The sequence below is a fragment of the Yersinia sp. LJYL362 genome, from assembly GCF_048323875.1.
This window is the reverse complement of sequence record NZ_JBLWEX010000237.1, coordinates 1-20,199: the sequence shown is the minus strand read 5'-3', so window position 1 is coordinate 20,199 and position 20,199 is coordinate 1. Positions and strand designations below refer to the sequence as shown.

Sequence of the window (20,199 nt, the reverse complement as noted above, 5' to 3'; positions counted from 1 at the left end):
ACAGCGAACGGCATTCAAATCACTTCTGGATTGGCAGATGGTGAGCAAATTGTCGCAGCTGGCACCGGTGAGCTTCGCCCTAATCAAGTTGTTCGGGCTTGGGTACGTGAGCGGGGTCTCTAATGAAGCTGCTTGATAATTATATCAATAATAGTACCCGTATCTGGTTAACGATTCTGTTGCTGGGTGTTGGGGGTATTATTGCCTATCTCAATATAGGCAGGCTGGAAGACCCGGCCTTTACCATCAAAACGGCAGTCGTGGTCACCCGCTATGATGGCGCGTCGGCACAACAGGTTGAAGAAGAAGTCACGTTACCGCTGGAGAATGCCATTCAGGAACTCTCTTATGTCGATGATGTCACTTCCATTTCCAGTGCGGGCTTATCGCAAATTACTATCAATATTCGTGCGCAATATGGGGCGAATGAGTTACCGCAAATCTGGGATGAATTGCGGCGTAAGATAAATGATAACAGTGTGCGGTTACCACCGGGTGCCAGTGCGCCGATGGTCAACGACGACTTCGGCGATGTGTATGGTTTCTTCTTCTCACTCACCGGCGATGGCTACAGTAATCAGGATTTACGCAACTTTGCCGAGCAATTACGGCGTGAGTTGGTACTGGTGCCGGGGGTTGGTAAAGTGGGGATTGTCGGTATCTTGCCTGAAGAAGTTCAGGTGGAGATTTCTCGCGCCCAGATGACCGCCGCAGGTATTACACCACAACAGTTATCCGACTTACTTGCTCGTCAGAATGTGGTGTCCGATGCCGGCCAACTACAGGTGGGTAGTGAGTCAATTCGCTTGCACCCAACCGGAGAATTCCAGAGTGTGCAAGAGCTGGGGAACTTACTGGTCAGCCAACCCGGTAGCCCAAAAAGCGTTTACTTACGTGACATCGCGACAGTGACACAAGGTTTTGGTCATTCACCTACCAATATTTACCGCGCTAATGGTAAACCTGCATTGGCGCTGGGGATCTCATTCGCCCCGAACGTCAACGTGGTGAATGTGGGTAATGCCATTAAAGCTCGACTGGCGCAGTTGGAAGGTGAACGCCCGTCAGGCATGCATATCAATGTGTTTTATGATCAGTCCCATGAAGTTGAGGGGGCGGTCAACGGCTTTATTCTTAACTTCCTGCTGGCACTGCTCATTGTTGTTGTCACGCTACTTATCTTTATGGGGGTACGCAGCGGTGTGGTGATTGCCATCTCGCTGGCACTGAACGTACTTGGCACTTTGCTCATTATGTGGCTGTTTAATATCGAGCTACAGCGAGTGTCGCTAGGGGCGCTAATTATCGCGCTAAGTATGTTGGTGGATAACGCTATTGTAGTGGTGGAAGGGATTGTGGTGGGCCGCCAGCGCGGCGAAAGTCTCTCTACGGCGATCGGCAATGTCGTGAAGCGCTCGATGATGCCGCTGTTAGGCGCGACAGTGATTGCCATTTTGGCCTTTGCCCCGATTGGCCTGTCCAACGATGCAACTGGTGAATATTGTAAATCGCTATTCCAAGTGTTGTTAATCTCGCTGATGTTGAGCTGGATTACCGCACTGACGTTGACACCGGTGTTTTCTAAGTGGGCATTTCAGAACCAAAAGCCTGCGAAGGTGGATGAGGATAAACCGGCTAAGCAACCTTATGATGGCTGGTTGTTCCGCTATTATCGGGTGGTATTGAATAAATTACTGCAATACCGAGCGGTCACTTTGGTCCTGTTGGCGGCGATGCTAGTGGCATCGGTAGTGGGCTTTGGTAACGTTCGCCAGAGCTTCTTCCCACCGTCTAACACACCTATCTTCTTTGTTGATATTTGGCTGCCGTATGGCACAGATATCGGTTATACCGAAGGAGTGGCGGATAAGGTTGAGCAGTACATCAAGCAGCAAAAAGGGGTGGCTGACACCATGGCGACAATCGGTCAGGGCGCGATGCGCTTTATGCTGACTTATAACGCCCAGCGTCATTATCCTAACTATGCGCAGGTGATGGTTCGAACCGAGCAGCTAGACCAAATACCGGGTTTGATTGATGAAATTGAAGCCTACATGCATGACGAATACCCGCAAGTTGATGCGCAGATAAAACGTATCATGTTCGGGCCGTCAAACAACAGCTCGATTGAAGCCCGCTTTATTGGCCCTGATCCCGAGGTGCTGCGTTCTTTGGCCGCTCAGGCGGAAAAAGCGATCATTGCCGATCCGATGGCTGATGGTGCAAGGCATGACTGGCAAGATCGTAGCAAAATGATCCGACCTCAATTCTCTGATTATCTGGGCCGCGAGCTGGGTGTGGATAAACGCGAGGTTGATGGCACCTTGCGCATGAGCTTTGGTGGCTTGCCGGTTGGCTTATACCGCGATGGGACGCGCCTGATGCCGATTGTGTTGCGCACACCGGATTCCGAGCGGCTCAATGCTGAACGACTCAATGATGTGATGGTCTGGAGTCAGGCACGCCAAGCCTTTATCCCGATCGATAACGTCGTGACCAGTTTTGAGACCGAGTGGGAAGATCCACTTATCATGCGGCTGGATCGCAAACGGACATTGACGGTGCAAACTGATCCAACTCAGCAAGGAGGCGAAACCTCAGCTGAGTTATTACAGCGCATCAAGCCAGGGGTTGAGTCTATTCAATTGCCGCGCGGCTATGAACTTGAATGGGGCGGTGACTACGAAAGTACCAAAGAAGCACAACGGGGTATTTTCATCAGTTTGCCGATAGCATTCCTGATTATGTTTGTGGTGACCGTCTTGATGTTTAGCTCTGTGCGTAACGCGCTGGCTATTTGGCTGACGGTGCCATTAGCACTGATTGGTGTGACCGTAGGCTTCTTGCTCACCGGTATTCCATTTGGTTTTATGGCCTTACTGGGGCTATTGAGTCTGAGTGGGATGTTGATACGTAACGGCATTGTGTTGGTGGAAGAAATTGGCCTCCAGCGGCAGGAAAAACCGCTGCGTGATGCCATTATTGATGCTTCCACTGCGCGTTTGCGCCCTATCATGTTAACTGCATTTACCACGGTCTTGGGTCTGGCCCCGTTGCTCAGCGATGCTTTCTTCCAGAGTATGGCGGTGGTGATTATGTTCGGTCTGGGCTTTGCAACCGTACTGACCCTACTGGTGTTGCCAGTGATATATAGCTGTATGAATCCGGAACCAAAAGAAAAGGCGCATGATGAGCCTGTTAGTGAATAACTGAGAGCCTCGTGTCTGAAATAACTTAAACAGCTCCATTCTTGGGGCTGTTTTTTTGTCTTATATCAAACGATATTGATTCATCTTGATGCTCATAAAGCATTCTGTGCACTACCTCTCTTCCTGCCCCTCACCCTTCACTCATTCGTTTCATTATGAAACATCATTAACCTAACGCAGTTTCATTTTGGAACGTTTTAACTGTCGATTCTCAGCCTGTTTTTTGCGCTTATAGTGGTTCCAGTTTCATCAAATTGACCCTAAAAAAAGATTCATTCTTACGTTCTCTCTTACGCTATAGGAGCAAGGTATGCTGAAAGTCATTCAATCTCCGTCTAAATATATTCAAGGTGCCAATGCACTACAATCCATTGGCGAATTTGCTAAGTTACTGGCTAATAACTACTTTATTATTGCTGATGATTTTGTGATGAAGCTAACGGCGGATGCTGTTGGTACCAGCCTGCAAGGCAGTGAGCTGGAAAATCATTTTAGCCGCTTTAACGGTGAATGTTCCCGCCACGAAATTGAGCGCTTAACAGTTGAACTGAAAAAACATAAATGTAATGGAGTGATTGGTATCGGTGGCGGTAAAACCCTCGATACAGCTAAAGCGATTGCTCACTATCAACATATCCCAGTGATTGTGGTACCGACTATCGCTTCTACCGATGCGCCAACCAGTGCTCTGTCAGTGATTTATACCGAACAGGGTGAGTTCGCCGAATATCTGATTTATCCAAAAAATCCAGACATCGTGCTGATGGACACCGCGATTATTGCCAAAGCGCCGGTACGCTTGCTTATCTCCGGTATGGGCGATGCGCTTTCTACTTACTTTGAAGCTCAGGCCTGTTTTGATGCCAAGGCCATCAGTATGGCGGGCGGTGCATCGACATTAGCCGCCGTCACTCTGGCTCGTTTGTGTTACGAAACCCTGTTGGCAGAAGGCTACAAAGCCAAACTGGCTGTCGAAGCAGGGGTTGTTACCGAAGCCGTGGAGCGCATCATCGAAGCCAATACTTATCTGAGTGGTATTGGTTTTGAAAGTAGTGGCCTGGCGGCAGCTCACGCCATTCATAATGGCTTCACTGTATTGGAAGAGTGTCATCACCTGTACCACGGTGAAAAAGTCGCTTTCGGCACCCTGACACAGCTGGTGTTACAGAATAGCAGTATGGAAGAGATCGAAACGGTACTCTCATTCTGCCAACAATTAGGTTTACCAATCACATTGGCCAAAATGGGTGTTTCACAGGATATCGAACGCAAAATTCGTGCGGTAGCTGAGGCCAGCTGTGCTGAGGGTGAAACTATTCACAATATGCCGTTTGCCGTCACAGCAGACAGTGTGTATGCCGCTATTATTGTGGCTGACCGTTTAGGCCAGGCTTTCCTCAATTAAGTGATTCGACTGACAAGTTAACTGACTGAGTATGCCGGTGCCCCTCATCATCGGCTGCTCTCTTTCCCAGGCATTCCCGTTCGCGGAGCATAAAATGAAAAAATTAATTAACAGCGTTGAGAGTGTATTGCAGGAACAAATTAAGGGGCTGGTAGAGGCCCATCCTGAGCTGGTATTGCATCAGGAGCCCGTTTTTGTCACCCGCAGAGATGCGCCAGTGAAAGGAAAAGTCGCGCTGATGTCAGGTGGTGGCAGTGGCCATGAACCTATGCATTGCGGGTTTATCGGGGAAGGCATGTTGGATGGGGCTTGCCCTGGTGAGATTTTTACTTCACCCACCCCAGACCAAATGTATGAATGCGGTCAAGCCATAGATGGTGGCGAAGGCGTGCTGATGCTGATTAAAAACTACACTGGCGACATTCTTAATTTTGAAACGGCGGCAGAACTGCTGCATGGCGATGGTACCGCAGTGGCAACACTGGTGATTGACGACGATGTCGCCGTGAAAGACAGCTTGTATACCGCTGGGCGGCGGGGTGTAGCCAACACCGTTATTATTGAAAAGTTACTCGGTGCGGCTGCGGTTCGTGGTGATTCATTGGATGAATGCGTAGCACTTGGCCAGAAAATCAACAATCAAGGGCATTCTATTGGTATCGCGCTGGGGGCTTGTACTGTGCCAGCCGCGGGTAAACCGTCCTTTACCCTAGCTGAAAACGAGATGGAATTTGGCGTAGGGATCCACGGTGAGCCCGGCATTGAACGGCGGCCATTTACCTCGTTGAATGATACGGTGGGTGCGATGTTCGATACCTTGATTGAACACGGTCACTATAAGCGCAAACTGCGTCATTGGGACAGAAAAGCCGGCGACTGGTGCGAAACAGAACAAAGTAAGCAGCCATTGGCGAAAGGCGATCGAGTCATTGCTCTGGTCAATAACTTGGGGGCGACACCTCTGTCAGAATTGTATGGTGTCTGGCATCGTTTGGCCGCTTGCTGCGCTGAATTCGGTTTGACCGTCGAGCGCAAACTGATCGGCTCTTATTGCACCTCACTGGATATGCAGGGTATGTCCATCACACTGTTGAAAGTTGATGATGAGCTGTTGTCACTGTGGGATGCGCCGGTCAATACCCCTGCGCTGGTTAAAAAATAATGCATCAGGAGAAAGCTATGGGACTTACCAAACAACAAATTGTCAGTTGGTTACAGCTCTGCGCTGAGGTGTTCAGTGAACAGCGGGATTTCCTGACACAGTTGGATACCGAAATTGGTGACGGCGACCACGGCCTGAATATGAATCGCGGCTTTAATAAAGTGGTCGAAAAACTGCCCTCTTTTGCGGATAAAGACATAGGTTTTATCCTGAAAAATACCGGCATGACCCTGCTTTCAAGTGTTGGTGGTGCCAGTGGCCCCTTATTCGGAACCTTCTTTATTCGTGCGGCACAAAGTACCAATGCCAAACAGAGCCTGGATCTGCCAGCAGTCTGTCAGATGTTTAAAGATGGCGTCGAAGGGGTGGTGATGCGTGGCAAGGCTGAGCCGGGCGATAAAACCATGTGTGATGTTTGGTGGGCTGTCGTGGCACAGCTTGAACAGGCAAACCAGCAGGGCGTGCCACTGGTGGATGCTTTGCAGCAAAGTGTCGAACGTGCACAGCTTGCATTGGCGGGAACTATCACCATGCAGGCCCGCAAAGGCCGCGCCAGTTATCTTGGCGAGCGCAGCATTGGCCATCAAGACCCTGGGGCGACATCGGCGATGTTGATGATGCAGGCTCTATGGCAGGTTGCCAGCCACTAATATGGCCCAACCGATAAGGTAATCAGGAGGAAAGATGGTCAATCTCGTTGTAGTTTCTCATAGCGCGCTGCTGGCTCAGGGTGTGGCCGAACTGGCACAGCAAATGACACAAGGGGGCTGCCAGTTGGCGGTGGCCGCCGGTGTAGACGACGTGGATCATCCTATTGGCACGGATGCCATCAAAGTGATGGAAGCCATTGAATCGGTTTACTCCCCCTCGGGCGTATTGGTGTTGATGGATTTAGGCAGCGCATTACTCAGTGCCGAAACAGCACTGGAGTTATTAGACCCAGAGATGGCAAGAAATGTGCAGCTCTGCGCAGCCCCACTGGTCGAAGGGACTCTGGCCGCGGTGGTGGCAGCTTCATCCGGTGCTTCACTGGCCGAGGTACGTGCTGAAGCTATGGGGGCATTGGTGGCAAAAGCGGCTCAGTTAGGTGAGGGCATTGCACCCGATGCTAACAGTGCGGTAGTGGCTAAGGCTGCTCCCGATGCACAAAGTGTCAGTTGGGTTGTCCGCAATCCTAACGGGTTACATGTCCGGCCAGCGGCCAAACTGGTTGAAGTATTAGCGCCATTTGCCGCAGATTTGTTGCTGGAAAAAAATGGTCAATGTGTGAATCCGCGTAGCCTGAATCAGCTCGCCATTTTGCAAGTACGTAAGGGAGATACCATTCGCCTGCTAGCCAGTGGTGAGCAAGCCGGAGAGGCGCTGGATGCTTTTATGCAACTGGCCCATCAGCATTTTGGCGAGTCGGTTAGCACCATCAGTGATAGTGGATTCACTGGTGTAATGGTTCCTCGTGGGGCCATCACTGCACCAGTACTCCAGTGGTTACCTGCTATTCCGGTGTTCTTGCCGCAAACCATTAATGCCGGGAGCGTTGCTAACGAACAATTGCGTTTGCATCAGGCTTTAGCACACACCGTGGCGGATTTGCAGCAGTTGGCGCAGCAGGCAGAACAGCAAATTAGTGCTCAGGCAGCAGCTATCTTCAATGCCCATGCCATGCTGATTGATGATGAAGAATTATATGCGTCGATGGATAAGCGGATAGAACAGCAGTTGGTGTGCGCAGAATCGGCATTACAGGATGAGTTGATGAGCATGGTGGCAGACTATCAGGCTCTGACTGACGACTATCTGCGTGTCCGCGAACTGGATATTCGCGATATTCTTAATCGTGTTTTGGGCCATTTGACCGGGTTGCCGCCAGTTCCCTTTTCAGTCGACCGTGAAATTTTACTGTTAGCGGAGGAGTTATTCCCTTCACAAATGATTGGGTTAAATCGCCAACATGTAAAAGGTATTTGTTTAAGTAGTGGACATATCCTCTCTCACAGCGCGATTTTGGCAACAGAATTGGATATTCCGATGCTAGTGGGGGCTATGGGTTGCCTTGATGCCAGTCGCAATGGTCAAAACGCCCTATTGGATACCGCAACTGGAGTACTCAAACTCCAGTAAGCGGCGTAAGTTTTCAACACATATAACCCCCTTGAAATAGCAGCCTCAATCCAGGGCTGCTATTTGAGGAATTAAGTGACTCAGTGGCGTTAGAATCTGTTTTCTCCAGTTATAGCATTCTGCGATTAGGGTGGCGCTTGCTTGCCTGATATCAGCTATTTCATTTTCTGTTAATTGGCATACATGGTGTATCACTTCAGCCAAATCTATGGCATCCCCCGGAATATGCAGAAATCCATCAATGCCGTGCTCAACTTGTTCTCGCAGGCCACCTGAGTCGGCGGCAACTAATATCGCCCCCTGCTTTCTGGCTAACCAGCGCGACTCCATAGGAATTAATCCATTTGGCTCATTTTCGGCAGACAGAACACACACCCGCGTATTACGCCACTGAATCAGGCAGGCCATCAGTTCGCGATCAAATGAATTTATAACCGAAGCGTGTATATCAAGCTGGCTGGCTAATACTGATAACTCCGGCAATACAGGATCACTGACGATAACGGCATGAATATCATCACCCAGATAACTGGCTGCCGTCAGTAACAAATCATAGCGTTTATAATGCACACCTCTGCCAAGCGTAATAGCCAGTGGATTATCGAGTGGTATTCCGTGAGCGGATAGTGTGTCGCAAATCTCTTGCTCACTGCGTATCCGAAACCATGGGTCGTTGATATTTACCCCTGCGGGAACCGGTATCATTGTTTGAGGATCAGCACCATATTGTGAAACTAAATGATCGGCCAGAAAATTGCTGATAGTACCTAGCTTGATATTAGGATCAATCTTTGCCCATTGAACAGGCAATGATTCAGCCATAAGTCTGTCAGGATTAGGTAATGGCATTTCATGATTGAATGCTGTGCCATGAGAAACATAGATGACCTTTAATTTTTCTCCTTCAATAGCAGTATGTAAGCTGACAATTAAAGGGGTAAACGAGAATGGTAACTCATGGCAAAATGCCAGGGTAATATCGTAATTCTCACTAATATCAATAATCTTTGCGGCGGCGGCAGCTGAGGATATTTTCCAGTTTTGTAAGTTACCGAGAAAAGCATCACCGTAAGGCCATAAACACGCTGTTTCATTACCCAACGTCATGTTTGGTACCGTTGAGAATGTTCCTCCTAGTTTATGAATTTCTTTTATATAATGAGTGTGGCAATCAATATCAAAAAATGTATTGTATTTACTGTATGCAATCTCAATAAAATGCGGTTCCAGACAGATGTTATGGGTGGACAAAAAGGCTATCACCTCAGGTAGTGCCTGGATTTGTCCTCTGATATAAGAGCCGACACCCCCAACGAAAATTTGGATTCCTTCTGTAGATAAATGAATAATACCTATTCTTAGATTGTTTTTTTTATGAATGGGAAATATATTATCTTGCATATAAAACCTCGAAATTTTAACGAGAAATGTTATTGGCTACTTTGTTTCTTCGCTACCTTATAATTATTGATAAACAAAACATCCAAACCGCAATTCAAAAATAAATCAATTGCATCTTTGGGTGTTTCTACTATTGGCATACCTTTGGTATTGAGTGAAGTATTTAGCAATAGTGGTATTTTAGTCTGCTCAAAAAAAGAAGTTATCAATTTATGGAATTTTCTATTGATATCCTTTTTAACAGTTTGAACGCGAGCACTTCCATCAACATGGACGATAGAAGGGAGATCTGTTCGGTATTGTTCTTTTACATAGGCAATAAATAACATGTAGTCACTATCATGATCTAAGTGGAAATACTCTTGCACTTTTTCATGTAAAATCGCGGGTGCAAAAGGCCTAAAATCTTCCCGAAATTTCACATTGGCATTAATGTGATCTTTCATCTGCCCGCTGCGGGGATCGGCAAGAATGCTTCTGTTTCCCAACGCACGCGGCCCGAATTCAGACTCCCCTTGAAACCATGCAATGACCTGACCAGATGCAATAGAGGCGGCCGCCATGGCTTCAATATTTTCACAATAAGTGTATTCAATCTTGTCGTTGTGTTTTTCAAGCTCAGTTATTACGCTAATATCATTATAGTTCTTACCAAAAAACGGCAAACCAGTATGTTTGACTCGTTCTTTTTTAAGGACTTCCAGCCAACCGTAATAACAACATCCGATGGAAAGCCCATTGTCACCTGCCGCAGGTTGAATATATAAGTTATCAAAATCACACCCATTAATAAGTTTTTCATTCGCAGTGGCATTTAACGCAACCCCTCCGGCATAAGCGAAGTTTTTCATAGGATGAAGTTGGTAATAATAGTTAAACAGGTAGAATAAAGCTTCTTCAAGTTTGGTTTGTGCCCAATAGGCCAGGTCTGCATAATATTGGAAGTTATTTTTAAAGTGTGCTGGGTCAGTATTTAGCAATGGATCGATATTTATCCACCAGTCATTACGTAATATTATTTTTCCTGAATTGAAAAAGAACGGTTGCCAATTGATAGCATTTTCTCTGCCATAGGGAGCCAGGCCCATTAATTTACCCGCACAGTCAAGTTCACCAAAAATATATAAGGCAATTCCCTCATAAAATTCACCGATAGAATTTTCTATTTCCCATGTTGAAACGGGATAGATTTCTCTATCCTTCCGATTAACCCAGCGGGAAAAGTCTTTAAAAACTGGCAGCATTTTGCCATCTTGATATATATAGTAACTGCATGTTTCCCAATAACGGTAACGATTATTATAATGAATATTATCAGTGCCATAGATATTCCCATTAATATCATTACAGCTATCTATGCTACCACCATGTCCATCAATAACCACAACCCCCATATCATCAAAAGGAGCTGTCCCTATTGCACTATAAGCATGGGCCAAGTGATGTGAAAGGGTCACAACAGGCACCATAGGAGGCAGAATCCTATTCTTCCGATATTCTAATTGCTCGCTAAAGATAGGATTATGAGAATTTTGCTCTACGATTAATGTCAGGTCATTATATGTAATACCCGCAGCATCTAAACAGTATTGAATGGTGGTATTATCATTAAAACCATCATGCTTGACTCTTGATATTCTTTCCTTTTCTATTGCAAATATAATTTCTCCGTCTTTCATTAGACAGGTTGAACCATCATGGGATAGGGCAGTGCCAAGAATATAAATAGGTTTATGCATAATTAATATCCTTATCAATTACAATATTGTCAGTTAAGTATATAAGCGAGCCGCCGAGATAGTGCGAGTGTTGTTAATGATGGATTAGCAGCACCGGGGCGCGGAAATGTACTAGGGCCGATAGCAAATAGATTATTTATTTGATTGAATTCATGATTGTCATTTAATATTTCACCTAAAGGTAATGTGCTACCTTCATGATTTTCTGTTCCCAGAGGACTAATCCATGTTATTGGGACATTGTAATTGACTATTCGCAATGGCGATCTTATTTGCTGGTGTACCTCTCCCATTGTACGGGCATGGATAATAAACCCTGTTTGAAAATCTAAAGGCTCGAATGGGATTTTTGCATTACTACATACGTCACGCCAGAATATATTTAATTCATGTTTCTCTTTTTTAATCAGGATATTATCTGCATCACCTAAATCACATGAAATGGATAATGGCATGGTTTCACCATTCGTTGCTATGCTGATGTTTGCATGAACAGAAGGGATTTGTTCACCCATCGTCCATGCTTCTAATTCAATTCCAAGATCTGATTTGTTGATAGTAAAAAACAAATTAAAACGCTCACCACTTAAGCTAGGGCTAAAAAATATAGTGTCGGGATGGCTCTCAATTAATTTATCGAGTTTATCTGGGACTTTATCGTGCTCAATGGTGACATTAAATCCTTGAACTATATGATCAACAAGGCCCGTTAGTTTTTTCTCTATCAAAATCCCCGAATCATAAAGTGCTTGAGTGGCTAAACGTGAGTTTTCAATTGTCCCTAAAGCAAGCACGCATTTATCTGCCAATACATGATGTATCTCATTAGATGCTATATCTCTTAACTTAGCGCCGATACATTTTCTATTTGCAATAATAAGCGCGACAGCTTCATATCCGGAAATAATAAGTGGAGATTCTCTCAGTTTATTATCTTGCTTCCAATAGGATAGGGGGGAATAGGCTTCCCAGCGCTCAGCTTCTCCTAGTGTTCGAATGGCCTGCGGGGCGATATTGAATTCAAAATTAGCAAATTTAAAGCGATAGTTTGTATCATAGCTCTTTTCTGCCCAAGCTAATATGTCTGACTGCACCTGTGTATAAAGGGATGGGCCATCTAACCACTTCTCGCTGAGGTCGCTGGCAATTTTTTCTGGCCAATACTTAAGAATTTCGGACTCAATTGGCAAAATAACGCCATGCCAATAAAGTGACCTGCCGCCCACTCTGCGCCGCAAGCATGTTCCTTTCGAATAATGTGGCTCACTTAAAGATTGCCACGAGCGGTAAGCATATTTATCAGAGTCCTCATTCTTCCAGAATTCATCCGCTCGTTGAAAATCTTCCCCTGCATTTATATGATTACAATCATCAGCTGGCCCCGCTTCTATAATAGCAATATTTTCTACTTCTCTATTATTTAAATGTTTTGCTAACTCTAAACCTGACATCCCTCCACCCAATATTAGAATGTTAATTTTATCAGGAATTTTTGCTGAATTTTTCGATGTTGCCGACGCAGTAATATTCATTATGTAACCTCTAAACAGTGATGTTTACTTAAAAACTAATGGTTTTATGTTGGAATCGTGCGACTCTCGTCTTAATTGATGTATAAAATCTTCCCATGGGCTTATAGGGAATTTTGATTGAGTCAGAAGCTTATTACTGACAAGCTGCATTTTTATTTCTATCTCACCTGCAGCACGCATGCGCATCCATTCAAATAGCTGTTGTGCAGTATCTCTGGGGAAGCCTGGATCAACTTTTATATGATAGTATTCGGAACCATAAAACTCAGTAAAAGCAGAGTATTCTGTTACGGCACATGGGATAGTATAAATCGCAGCTAGCGCTGGTCCTAAACCGACGCTTTCAACATTTTTTACATTCGGCGTAAACAAAACAGCACCTGATAAAGCATGGCAAATGGTGAGCAAGTCAATTTCATCCAAACACCATTTATTATATTTATTTCTATAAGTTTGAAGCGGGACTTCATCCAGAAAAATGATATCCTTATCAAGATGTAATACATTCACCTGCTCTTTTAGATAAGTTGCATACTCAGGGTCTTCATTCATACTCCCGAAGATAAGTAACTTAGGAAGACATAAACTTTTTTCTTTATAAATATCAAGTAATGAATTGAAGATATCAATTGATATTTCGAGACCTTTAACTCTAAATACCCGGACAGGTGCGATAATAACCGTCGAATCTGCGGAGATATTATATTGGTTTAAAAATTCACTATGAATATTATTAAAACTAGATTTATCTATAGAAGGCAATATATTCGGGATGAATTTTGCCACTAGTTCTGTTGGGTAATATCGACATTCATCTGCCAGAGATTCAGATGCGACTATCCATTTAGTATAGCTATTATCTTGTGGTACTGGAGTTAGTATGTTGGGAAATTTTGGATATAACCTTTCGGCATTCTCATAAATAGCATAGCTACCAAAAAGATCATGATCCCAGAATATGACACCACCGTATTTTTTCTTTTCCCAATATTTTTTTGCGGCATTATGAATAGCCTGAGTAACGGGTGCGGCATCAGACAGTGTCATGTTTAAACAGAAAAGCCAGTCAATATCATTATCCTCAAGCCAACTAATAAAATAATTTTGATATTGTTCCGATATTAAAGATATATCTTTCTGGATATTTTTTATTTCTTCGTGTGTTAACTGGTCATATTTTGCTATTTTATTTCTTATGTTAGTAAAATCATTACCATAGTCTTCATTACACATTGAATACTGATGAATAGAACTTACTTTCATCCAGGTAGGATAGTGTGACTCTGGGTTCCCATGAGGAAAGAAATTAACCTTATCTGGCCGCCATGAAAATCCTAGATCTGCGGGTATTTCATAAGTGATTATATTGTTTTTTATTGCCATTTCAGCAACATTTCTAAATATGGTTAATAGACCACTGGTTGGGAGACCATCTCCTGATATAATCGCCCACTTCATTTTCTTCATTATTTATCTCCTGATGTTAACTGTTTAATTGAATTGACTTTACTGATAAAATTTTAATTAAAGAGAAAATTAATATGCAACATATTAATATGGCAATAAAAGCTGTTCTCAGTGAAGTAAAATCTGCTAATATGCCTATTAATGGTGGTGAGATAAGCAAACCAATTCTTGACATCCATGTTGCAAAAGTAATTCCACTGGTTGCATTTATATTAGGTAACTGGCCAATAAAGGATATCGTTAGTGGGAATATCACGGATATGCCTAACCCAATAAGAGAGAAGCCTAATATTGTAAAAATAACGGAGTGAACGGATATTATTAATATGAGTCCTATCATAGACAATACCACTCCATATTTTAATGTTATGAATCCTCCAAACTTATTTGTGTAGTAGTCACCAAATATACGACCAATAACCATGCATATTTGACAGAAGAGATAAGGTAAACCAGAAATTACTAATGAAACATCGTAAATATCCTTCATATATATTGCACCCCAGATACTGGCTGTTTCTTCTATGCTACATGTAAAGACAAGTACAGTTAAGGCTATAATATAAACTTGAGTCTCTAATAATCCTATCTTGTTTTTATGTTTATCAGGTAAGTGAAAATTAATTTCCGTATTAACTTTTTGAAATAATAGAATGTAAATAACTAGTGCCATTAAATTAATAGTGAGTAATGTAAGGTTGAATTTCTCCATTGAAAACCCGAGACCAATCGCCATGACAGCAACCAGTCCGCCCCATATTGTGCCGATACTGCCTATACCATGAAGCCGATTAATCAAACTAAACCCATATGATTTTTGTATATTAAGGGCTTGTACATTAATACAAGTATCCCCCCATGAATCAAAAACACCGAACAGAAAAAGTAATAATGTTATTTCATACCACGAAGACGAAAAAGCGACTGTTGATATAGTAATAATTAAAAATAAGAATGTTATATTTGTTGCCCAATATAGCCCAATGAAATTTATAAACTTTTTTAAAAATAATCCGAAGATTATCGATCCCGCTGGAATAGCTGATATCATTATTCCAACCATATAATTACTGAGATTGAATTTTTCTTTCAAATCTGGAATCCATGGAACCAAACTAGCATAGGCAATACCGTGAATAAAAAAAAGTGCTGATAATATGATACTTTGTTTTTTTTGCATTTTTTTATAATCATTAAATTAATTTAATATGGGTTAATTGTTAAGATATATAATTAAAGTCAAATCCTAATATATTTCTATATCCTGACTTTATTGATGGTTCCTTTAATTTTATAGGTGTAACTTGATGCCAAATAGATGAGTTTTTATCTATGTGGAATAGACCCTCACCGCACTCTAATGTGTGTGATTTAATGAGTTCATCTTTTTCAAGGCAATAGAGTTTGCTCGTACCTCCTTCAATGTTATATTTATCAATAACTAATGCAGATACAATATAGTCACTCCCATCTTGATGTAGACCTTCTGGCGAATTTGAGACCTGATGTGTTGAGCCATCTAGAATTAAAGATATTTGATGGCAAGTGACCCCGATTTTTTTGATTTTTCTTTTAGGTTCACATTCACACAACATTTCGATGAATTTTTTAATGAGTATCTTCAAAATAGCCGAATTTGCAGTGGCTCGATCCATCGGAGGAAAATGGCGTATTAATTGCCTTAAATCTAACTGATGGTCGGCATTCTGGGTAAAGTTGGTTAATGTAGGGAAATCTATATGATTAATACTCCATTTGTTATCAATATATTCGGCAGTGAATTGGCTCACCCCTCTCTTTCTAAAAGGTTTATAGGAATAAAATATTTTTTTATCAGGTACAGATAATGTGGATATTAGGGATTGAATACCTTTAGGTACCAAATTGTCATCAAGATAGCATTGTGCCTCCTGTAAAATTAATTTTCTATCCGCAAAACGTTTACTGATAAGAAACCTTAATTGAGAAAACTTTATATCATTAGTGTCCCATGCTAATTTTTTAAATGATAGTTCATTTTTAATTTTTCTTATATTTACACCAAATTCATTTATATTGAATTGAATTATTTTATATTTAATAGACATAGATATCCTATTCATCAAATTATTATTTATGCGTTATTTATATTAATTTAAGTAAATGATACAAAATTACATATATTAATTAAAGCGTTCCAGAATAGTGTATTTAGTTTGATTTTTTATTTCTCTGTTTTTATATCTCAAAGATCTCTCTTCAGCAAGCTTTTATAAATAGATGCCAGTATGTATGTTTTTCAAACTATATATTATTGATGTATTTTTATGAGTAATTTTATAGTGACATATTAGGTAATTAACATTTATAGATAACAGAATCGATTTATTTATCTTTGTTATTGATTTCGCCCTTAATGTTTCGAGATCAGTTAAAGGACATTAATCCTCCATTTCATGATCTAAAATACAATATCAAAAATGTGATCCGTGTAAATGGAATGGTGTTTCATTTTGTGTATTGTATTATTAATGCCAAATGACACTTTCTATTATTTATAGTCACGCAGCGTGATTTTACTTGGGTGGCTATGAGTTACTGAAGATCTCGAAATGCCGATTAATTTATTGGGTAAAACGCTATTGTTAGGATTGATGTCGTTTGTTGTATTGGGGACGGTAAATGCTGCGCAGTATAATGCGGTCGTTTCTACCACTCCTCAGGGAGACGAGTTTTCCTCGATTAATGCTGCATTGAAGTCAGCTCCGATGGATGACACTCCTTTTATTATCTTCCTGAAAAATGGAGTTTATACTGAAAGGCTCGAGGTGACCCGTAGTCATGTCACCCTCAAAGGAGAGAATCGTGATGGCACGGTGATCGGTGCCAATACTGCGGCAGGAATGCTCAATCCACAAGGTGAAAAATGGGGAACTTCCGGCAGCAGTACTGTGCTGGTTAATGCTCCGAACTTTACAGCCGAAAATCTGACTATTCGTAATGATTTTGACTTTCCAGCCAATAAAAAGAAAGTGGATACTGACCCAACAAAATTAAAAGATACTCAAGCGGTGGCACTATTATTAGCCGAAAATAGTGATAAAGCGCGTTTCAAGGCCGTGAAACTTGAAGGTTACCAGGATACGCTTTATAGCAAAACCGGCAGCCGGAGTTATTTCACCGACTGTGAAATTAGTGGTCATGTTGATTTTATTTTTGGCTCAGGAATCACGGTGTTTGATAATTGTACTATCGTGGCGCGTGATCGAAGTGATATTGAGCCGCCTTATGGCTATATCACAGCCCCGAGTACATTAACGACCTCGTCTTATGGTTTGATATTTATTAACAGCCGATTGACCAAAGAGCCAGGTGTTCCCGCTAATAGTTTTGCATTAGGGCGTCCATGGCACCCGACAACTACTTTTGCGGATGGCCGTTATGCCGATCCGGCGGCAATTGGTCAGGCGGTATTTATCAATACGACGATGGATGATCATATTTACGGTTGGGATAAAATGTCTGGTAAAGATAAGCAAGGCGAGAAAATTTGGTTCTATCCGCAAGATTCACGTTTCTTTGAGGCGAATAGTCAGGGGCCGGGAGCAGCAATTAATGAGGGACGCCGCCAGTTATCTGCGGAGCAACTCAAAGCATTCACGTTACCTATGATTTTCCCTGACTGGGCAGTCCATTGAAACTAAAATGGCAGGGACTCGCCACCCTTGAATTGGTGGATATCCAGCCGATGGAGTTTCACTTTTCGCCATAATGTGGTGCGGCCGATCCCCAATAAGGCCGCCATTTCATTCAGTTGTCCCTGGCAGACCAATGCGGCACGAATAATGGCCTGCCTTTCTAATTCTTGTAGTGATAAGACTGGCTGAGGTTGTGGCATATCCGGTTCTAATAGCAATCTTTCACCTAGCAGGTGCTCCGGCAAATCATTGAGATTGATACGGTTGTTGCGACAGGCCATCGCGGCCCGCTCAACCACACTTTTTAGTTCCTGATCATTACCCGGCCAAGGGTATTGGCATAACTGGCGAATGACACTTTCGTCTGGCTGATATTGGCAGTGAAAATGTTGCCCAAGGCTGGCCAGCGTATGCTGAACCAGTAGGGGAATATCTTGCTGGCGTTGGCGCAGCGGCGGGATATGCAGCTCAAAAGATTGCAAGGTATAGAATAGTTGACGACGAAAACGGCCTTGTTTTACTAACAAGGGCAGGTCTGCACCGGTGGCGGTAATGATCCGTACATCCACTGGTATCACTCGATTAGAGTTTACCCGCATCACCATGCCGGTTTTGACAATTTGCAGCAACGCGGATTGCATTTCTGGCGACAAGTATTCGACTTGCTCCAAATATAAGGTGCCGCCGTTGGCTAATTCGAATTTGCTGGGTTGCCCGGATTCACCTTCACTGGCATCGCTACCCAGGAATTCCCGTGCCATAAGATTTTGCGGCAATGCCTGACAATTCAATACGATATAGGGGCCAGCTGCTCGATTACTGGCATTATGAATGGCCTGCCCCAATTGTTGCTTACCCACACCTTCTTCCCCGTGCAGTAAAATGGGGTGTCTACCTTTAGCTGCTTGTTTGCCATAACGAATTAAGCGGCGCATTTCCAGTGATGCCACTGGCATATCGTCAAAGGTATAACTGGCTCGCCCTAATTGGTTGTTAACCATTTGCCGCAGTAATTCTTGTGGATGCAGAAGGGCAATAAATCCACAACGATCGCCATCTGGAATAGGTTTGAGAGTCAACAAAGCAGGAATAAATTGTTGTTGATTTTCAAAAGTGACTTCCACATGGCTGAGGGGGGTACGCTGCAAAATAGCATGGGTCAGCACAGCGGGTAGGGTGAGCAAATCAGTGACTGGTTTACCGAGACTGTTGGTTTCATTGAGCTGCAAGATGGCTGCTGCCCGGCGGTTAAGGTACAACAGACAACCGCGTTGGTCCCAGGCCATTACGCCATCTTCAACGCCATCAAGCAGGGCGTTGAGTTCGTTCAGATGACGGTTGGTTTCGGCCAATAAAGTATCGGCATGAAGGTAATTCCCAATTTCTCGGGCAATCGCCAGTGTCAGCGGCAAGTCACTGGCGGCGTTATCAACCAGTAAACTTCCCAGAACAATTACGGCCCGTTGGCGGCCACTGTTGTCATACACTGGCGTGGCGCAGAAGTGCCATGGGTGTAGGGCCTGTTTGAAGTGCTGCTGGCCGCTGACCTGTATCGGATGCCCTTCGGCTATTGCCAGGGCGGGGGCATTGGTGCCGATTAATCCTTCAGCCCAATAGCTGCCACAATCAATACCTAACGCTTTTAACTGACTCATGGTCTGCGGATGACCGCATTGCCACAGGGTACAGCCGCTTTCATCAAGAATGAGTAGAACGCAGTGGCGCGATTCCATGTATTCATAGGCATCCTCCAGTGCGGCCTGGCCTAACACCAATAAATCGTTTTTTCGCTGACAAATTGACTGGAAAGTTGCCCCTGCTGCGCGATGTGGTGCACGCCATTGCTGAGCTTGCATCAGTTTTTGGCAGCGCTGCCACGAACCGATTAGCGCCGGAGTAGCAACTGGCTCAGTGTTGCTCATTGAGTGCCTTGGAACCCGGATGTCGCCAATGGATTTGGCCCGGCAGAATCAGTTGATTTTGCGCCAAAGGTGTTTCGGCGATCAGGGCGGTGATCATCTCAAAGCTATGGCGTGCCAACCCTTGGCAATCCTGTGCAATGGTGTCTATTTTTAAGGGCAAGCAATCAAACAGGTAATGGTCATCAAAGCTACAAAGATGAATATCACTGTCCATTAATTGATGCTGATTGAGATAGCGTAATACCCCTTCCAGCAGGCCACAGGCAGCGGTAAATACTGCTTTGGGCGGGCGGCCTAATTGCGCGCAAAGCTGGGCAATCATTTCATAACCGGAGCTGGGCAAGTAATGGCCATTTAGGATCCATTCGGGGCGGCATTCGACCCCAGCTTGTTGTAACCCTTGCTGGAAACCCGCCAAACGGTCACGCGTCGGCGAGATACGTGGCTGACCGCCGAGAAAGTAAAATTCATCTGGATGTTGGCGAGCCACATTTTCAACCAATGCACAGGTAGAGGCGATGGAGTCGGTAATCACCAGCGGTAATGCCGATTCACCAATCAATCTAT

Annotated in this window: 14 protein-coding genes and 1 pseudogene; 7 read left to right on the top strand and 8 right to left on the bottom strand. The window is 43.8% G+C overall.

The features are described 5' to 3' along the window. The 6 genes and pseudogenes from ACNSO8_RS13460 to dhaM form a co-directional block, all read left to right on the top strand. Nucleotides 1-123, top strand: a pseudogene (locus ACNSO8_RS13460) (efflux RND transporter periplasmic adaptor subunit); the annotation flags it as partial. After that, nucleotides 123-3,209, top strand: coding sequence for an efflux RND transporter permease subunit (locus ACNSO8_RS13455; protein WP_050321788.1), 3,087 nt, complete (start codon nucleotides 123-125; stop codon nucleotides 3,207-3,209). The pseudogene ACNSO8_RS13460 and the gene ACNSO8_RS13455, both read left to right, overlap by 1 nt. A 310-nt stretch (nucleotides 3,210-3,519) precedes the next feature. Beyond that, entirely contained in the window at nucleotides 3,520-4,614 is a 1,095-nt protein-coding gene (locus tag ACNSO8_RS13450; RefSeq protein ID WP_418394938.1) for a glycerol dehydrogenase, read from the top strand. 94 nt (nucleotides 4,615-4,708) lie between these two features. Then, nucleotides 4,709-5,776, top strand: a complete 1,068-nt coding sequence (dhaK, locus tag ACNSO8_RS13445) for a dihydroxyacetone kinase subunit DhaK (protein WP_418394937.1) — start codon at nucleotides 4,709-4,711, stop codon at nucleotides 5,774-5,776. A gap of 17 nt (nucleotides 5,777-5,793) precedes the next feature. After that, nucleotides 5,794-6,426, top strand: a complete 633-nt coding sequence (dhaL, locus tag ACNSO8_RS13440) for a dihydroxyacetone kinase subunit DhaL (protein WP_019080613.1) — start codon at nucleotides 5,794-5,796, stop codon at nucleotides 6,424-6,426. Between the two features lie 34 nt (nucleotides 6,427-6,460). Continuing rightward, a complete protein-coding gene (dhaM, locus tag ACNSO8_RS13435; RefSeq protein WP_418394936.1) occupies nucleotides 6,461-7,894 on the top strand; it encodes a dihydroxyacetone kinase phosphoryl donor subunit DhaM in 1,434 nt (477 codons plus the stop codon). A 45-nt stretch (nucleotides 7,895-7,939) separates the two neighbouring features. Here dhaM and ACNSO8_RS13430 read toward each other — a convergent pair whose 3' ends face one another. Genes ACNSO8_RS13430 through ACNSO8_RS13405 form a run of 6 tightly spaced genes read right to left on the bottom strand, consistent with a single transcriptional unit; the run spans nucleotide 7,940 to nucleotide 16,120 of the window. After that, a complete protein-coding gene (locus ACNSO8_RS13430) occupies nucleotides 7,940-9,295 on the bottom strand; it encodes a glycosyltransferase family 4 protein (RefSeq protein ID WP_418394935.1) in 1,356 nt (451 codons plus the stop codon). A 29-nt stretch (nucleotides 9,296-9,324) separates the two neighbouring features. Continuing rightward, nucleotides 9,325-11,034 (bottom strand): carbamoyltransferase, encoded by a 1,710-nt coding sequence (locus tag ACNSO8_RS13425; RefSeq protein ID WP_418394934.1) that lies wholly within the window; start codon nucleotides 11,032-11,034, stop codon nucleotides 9,325-9,327. Nucleotides 11,035-11,063: 29 nt separating this feature from the next. Next, nucleotides 11,064-12,566, bottom strand: coding sequence for a GMC family oxidoreductase (locus ACNSO8_RS13420; protein ID WP_411937595.1), 1,503 nt, complete (start codon nucleotides 12,564-12,566; stop codon nucleotides 11,064-11,066). A gap of 24 nt (nucleotides 12,567-12,590) precedes the next feature. Then, entirely contained in the window at nucleotides 12,591-14,033 is a 1,443-nt protein-coding gene (locus tag ACNSO8_RS13415; RefSeq protein ID WP_050159063.1) for a hypothetical protein, read from the bottom strand. A 16-nt stretch (nucleotides 14,034-14,049) separates the two neighbouring features. After that, complete coding sequence (locus ACNSO8_RS13410; protein WP_418394933.1) at nucleotides 14,050-15,213, bottom strand: MFS transporter; 1,164 nt, start codon at nucleotides 15,211-15,213, stop codon at nucleotides 14,050-14,052. 40 nt (nucleotides 15,214-15,253) lie between these two features. Then, nucleotides 15,254-16,120, bottom strand: a complete 867-nt coding sequence (locus ACNSO8_RS13405; protein WP_418394932.1) for a 2OG-Fe dioxygenase family protein — start codon at nucleotides 16,118-16,120, stop codon at nucleotides 15,254-15,256. A 504-nt stretch (nucleotides 16,121-16,624) separates the two neighbouring features. On the opposite strand from ACNSO8_RS13405, the gene ACNSO8_RS13400 reads away from it, so the two are divergent. Next, complete coding sequence (locus ACNSO8_RS13400) at nucleotides 16,625-17,710, top strand: pectinesterase family protein (protein WP_050159066.1); 1,086 nt, start codon at nucleotides 16,625-16,627, stop codon at nucleotides 17,708-17,710. A 2-nt stretch (nucleotides 17,711-17,712) separates the two neighbouring features. Here the strand turns inward: ACNSO8_RS13400 and dhaR are convergent, their stop codons facing one another. Both dhaR and ACNSO8_RS13390 read right to left on the bottom strand, forming a co-directional pair. Further along, complete coding sequence (dhaR, locus tag ACNSO8_RS13395; protein ID WP_050148562.1) at nucleotides 17,713-19,632, bottom strand: dihydroxyacetone kinase operon transcriptional regulator DhaR; 1,920 nt, start codon at nucleotides 19,630-19,632, stop codon at nucleotides 17,713-17,715. After that, nucleotides 19,619-20,199, bottom strand: a 581-nt coding sequence (locus ACNSO8_RS13390; RefSeq protein ID WP_418394931.1) for a substrate-binding domain-containing protein, incomplete at its 5' end; no start/stop codon positions are given. The genes dhaR and ACNSO8_RS13390, both read right to left, overlap by 14 nt.

Coding starts and splice junctions, on each gene's coding strand:
- ACNSO8_RS13455 (WP_050321788.1), top strand. CDS start 123: ATGAAGCTGCTTGATAATTATATCAATAATAGTACCCGTATCTGGTTA.
- ACNSO8_RS13450 (WP_418394938.1), top strand. CDS start 3,520: ATGCTGAAAGTCATTCAATCTCCGTCTAAATATATTCAAGGTGCCAAT.
- dhaK (WP_418394937.1), top strand. CDS start 4,709: ATGAAAAAATTAATTAACAGCGTTGAGAGTGTATTGCAGGAACAAATT.
- dhaL (WP_019080613.1), top strand. CDS start 5,794: ATGGGACTTACCAAACAACAAATTGTCAGTTGGTTACAGCTCTGCGCT.
- dhaM (WP_418394936.1), top strand. CDS start 6,461: ATGGTCAATCTCGTTGTAGTTTCTCATAGCGCGCTGCTGGCTCAGGGT.
- ACNSO8_RS13430 (WP_418394935.1), bottom strand. CDS start 9,295: ATGCAAGATAATATATTTCCCATTCATAAAAAAAACAATCTAAGAATA.
- ACNSO8_RS13425 (WP_418394934.1), bottom strand. CDS start 11,034: ATGCATAAACCTATTTATATTCTTGGCACTGCCCTATCCCATGATGGT.
- ACNSO8_RS13420 (WP_411937595.1), bottom strand. CDS start 12,566: ATGAATATTACTGCGTCGGCAACATCGAAAAATTCAGCAAAAATTCCT.
- ACNSO8_RS13415 (WP_050159063.1), bottom strand. CDS start 14,033: ATGAAGAAAATGAAGTGGGCGATTATATCAGGAGATGGTCTCCCAACC.
- ACNSO8_RS13410 (WP_418394933.1), bottom strand. CDS start 15,213: ATGCAAAAAAAACAAAGTATCATATTATCAGCACTTTTTTTTATTCAC.
- ACNSO8_RS13405 (WP_418394932.1), bottom strand. CDS start 16,120: ATGTCTATTAAATATAAAATAATTCAATTCAATATAAATGAATTTGGT.
- ACNSO8_RS13400 (WP_050159066.1), top strand. CDS start 16,625: ATGCCGATTAATTTATTGGGTAAAACGCTATTGTTAGGATTGATGTCG.
- dhaR (WP_050148562.1), bottom strand. CDS start 19,632: ATGAGCAACACTGAGCCAGTTGCTACTCCGGCGCTAATCGGTTCGTGG.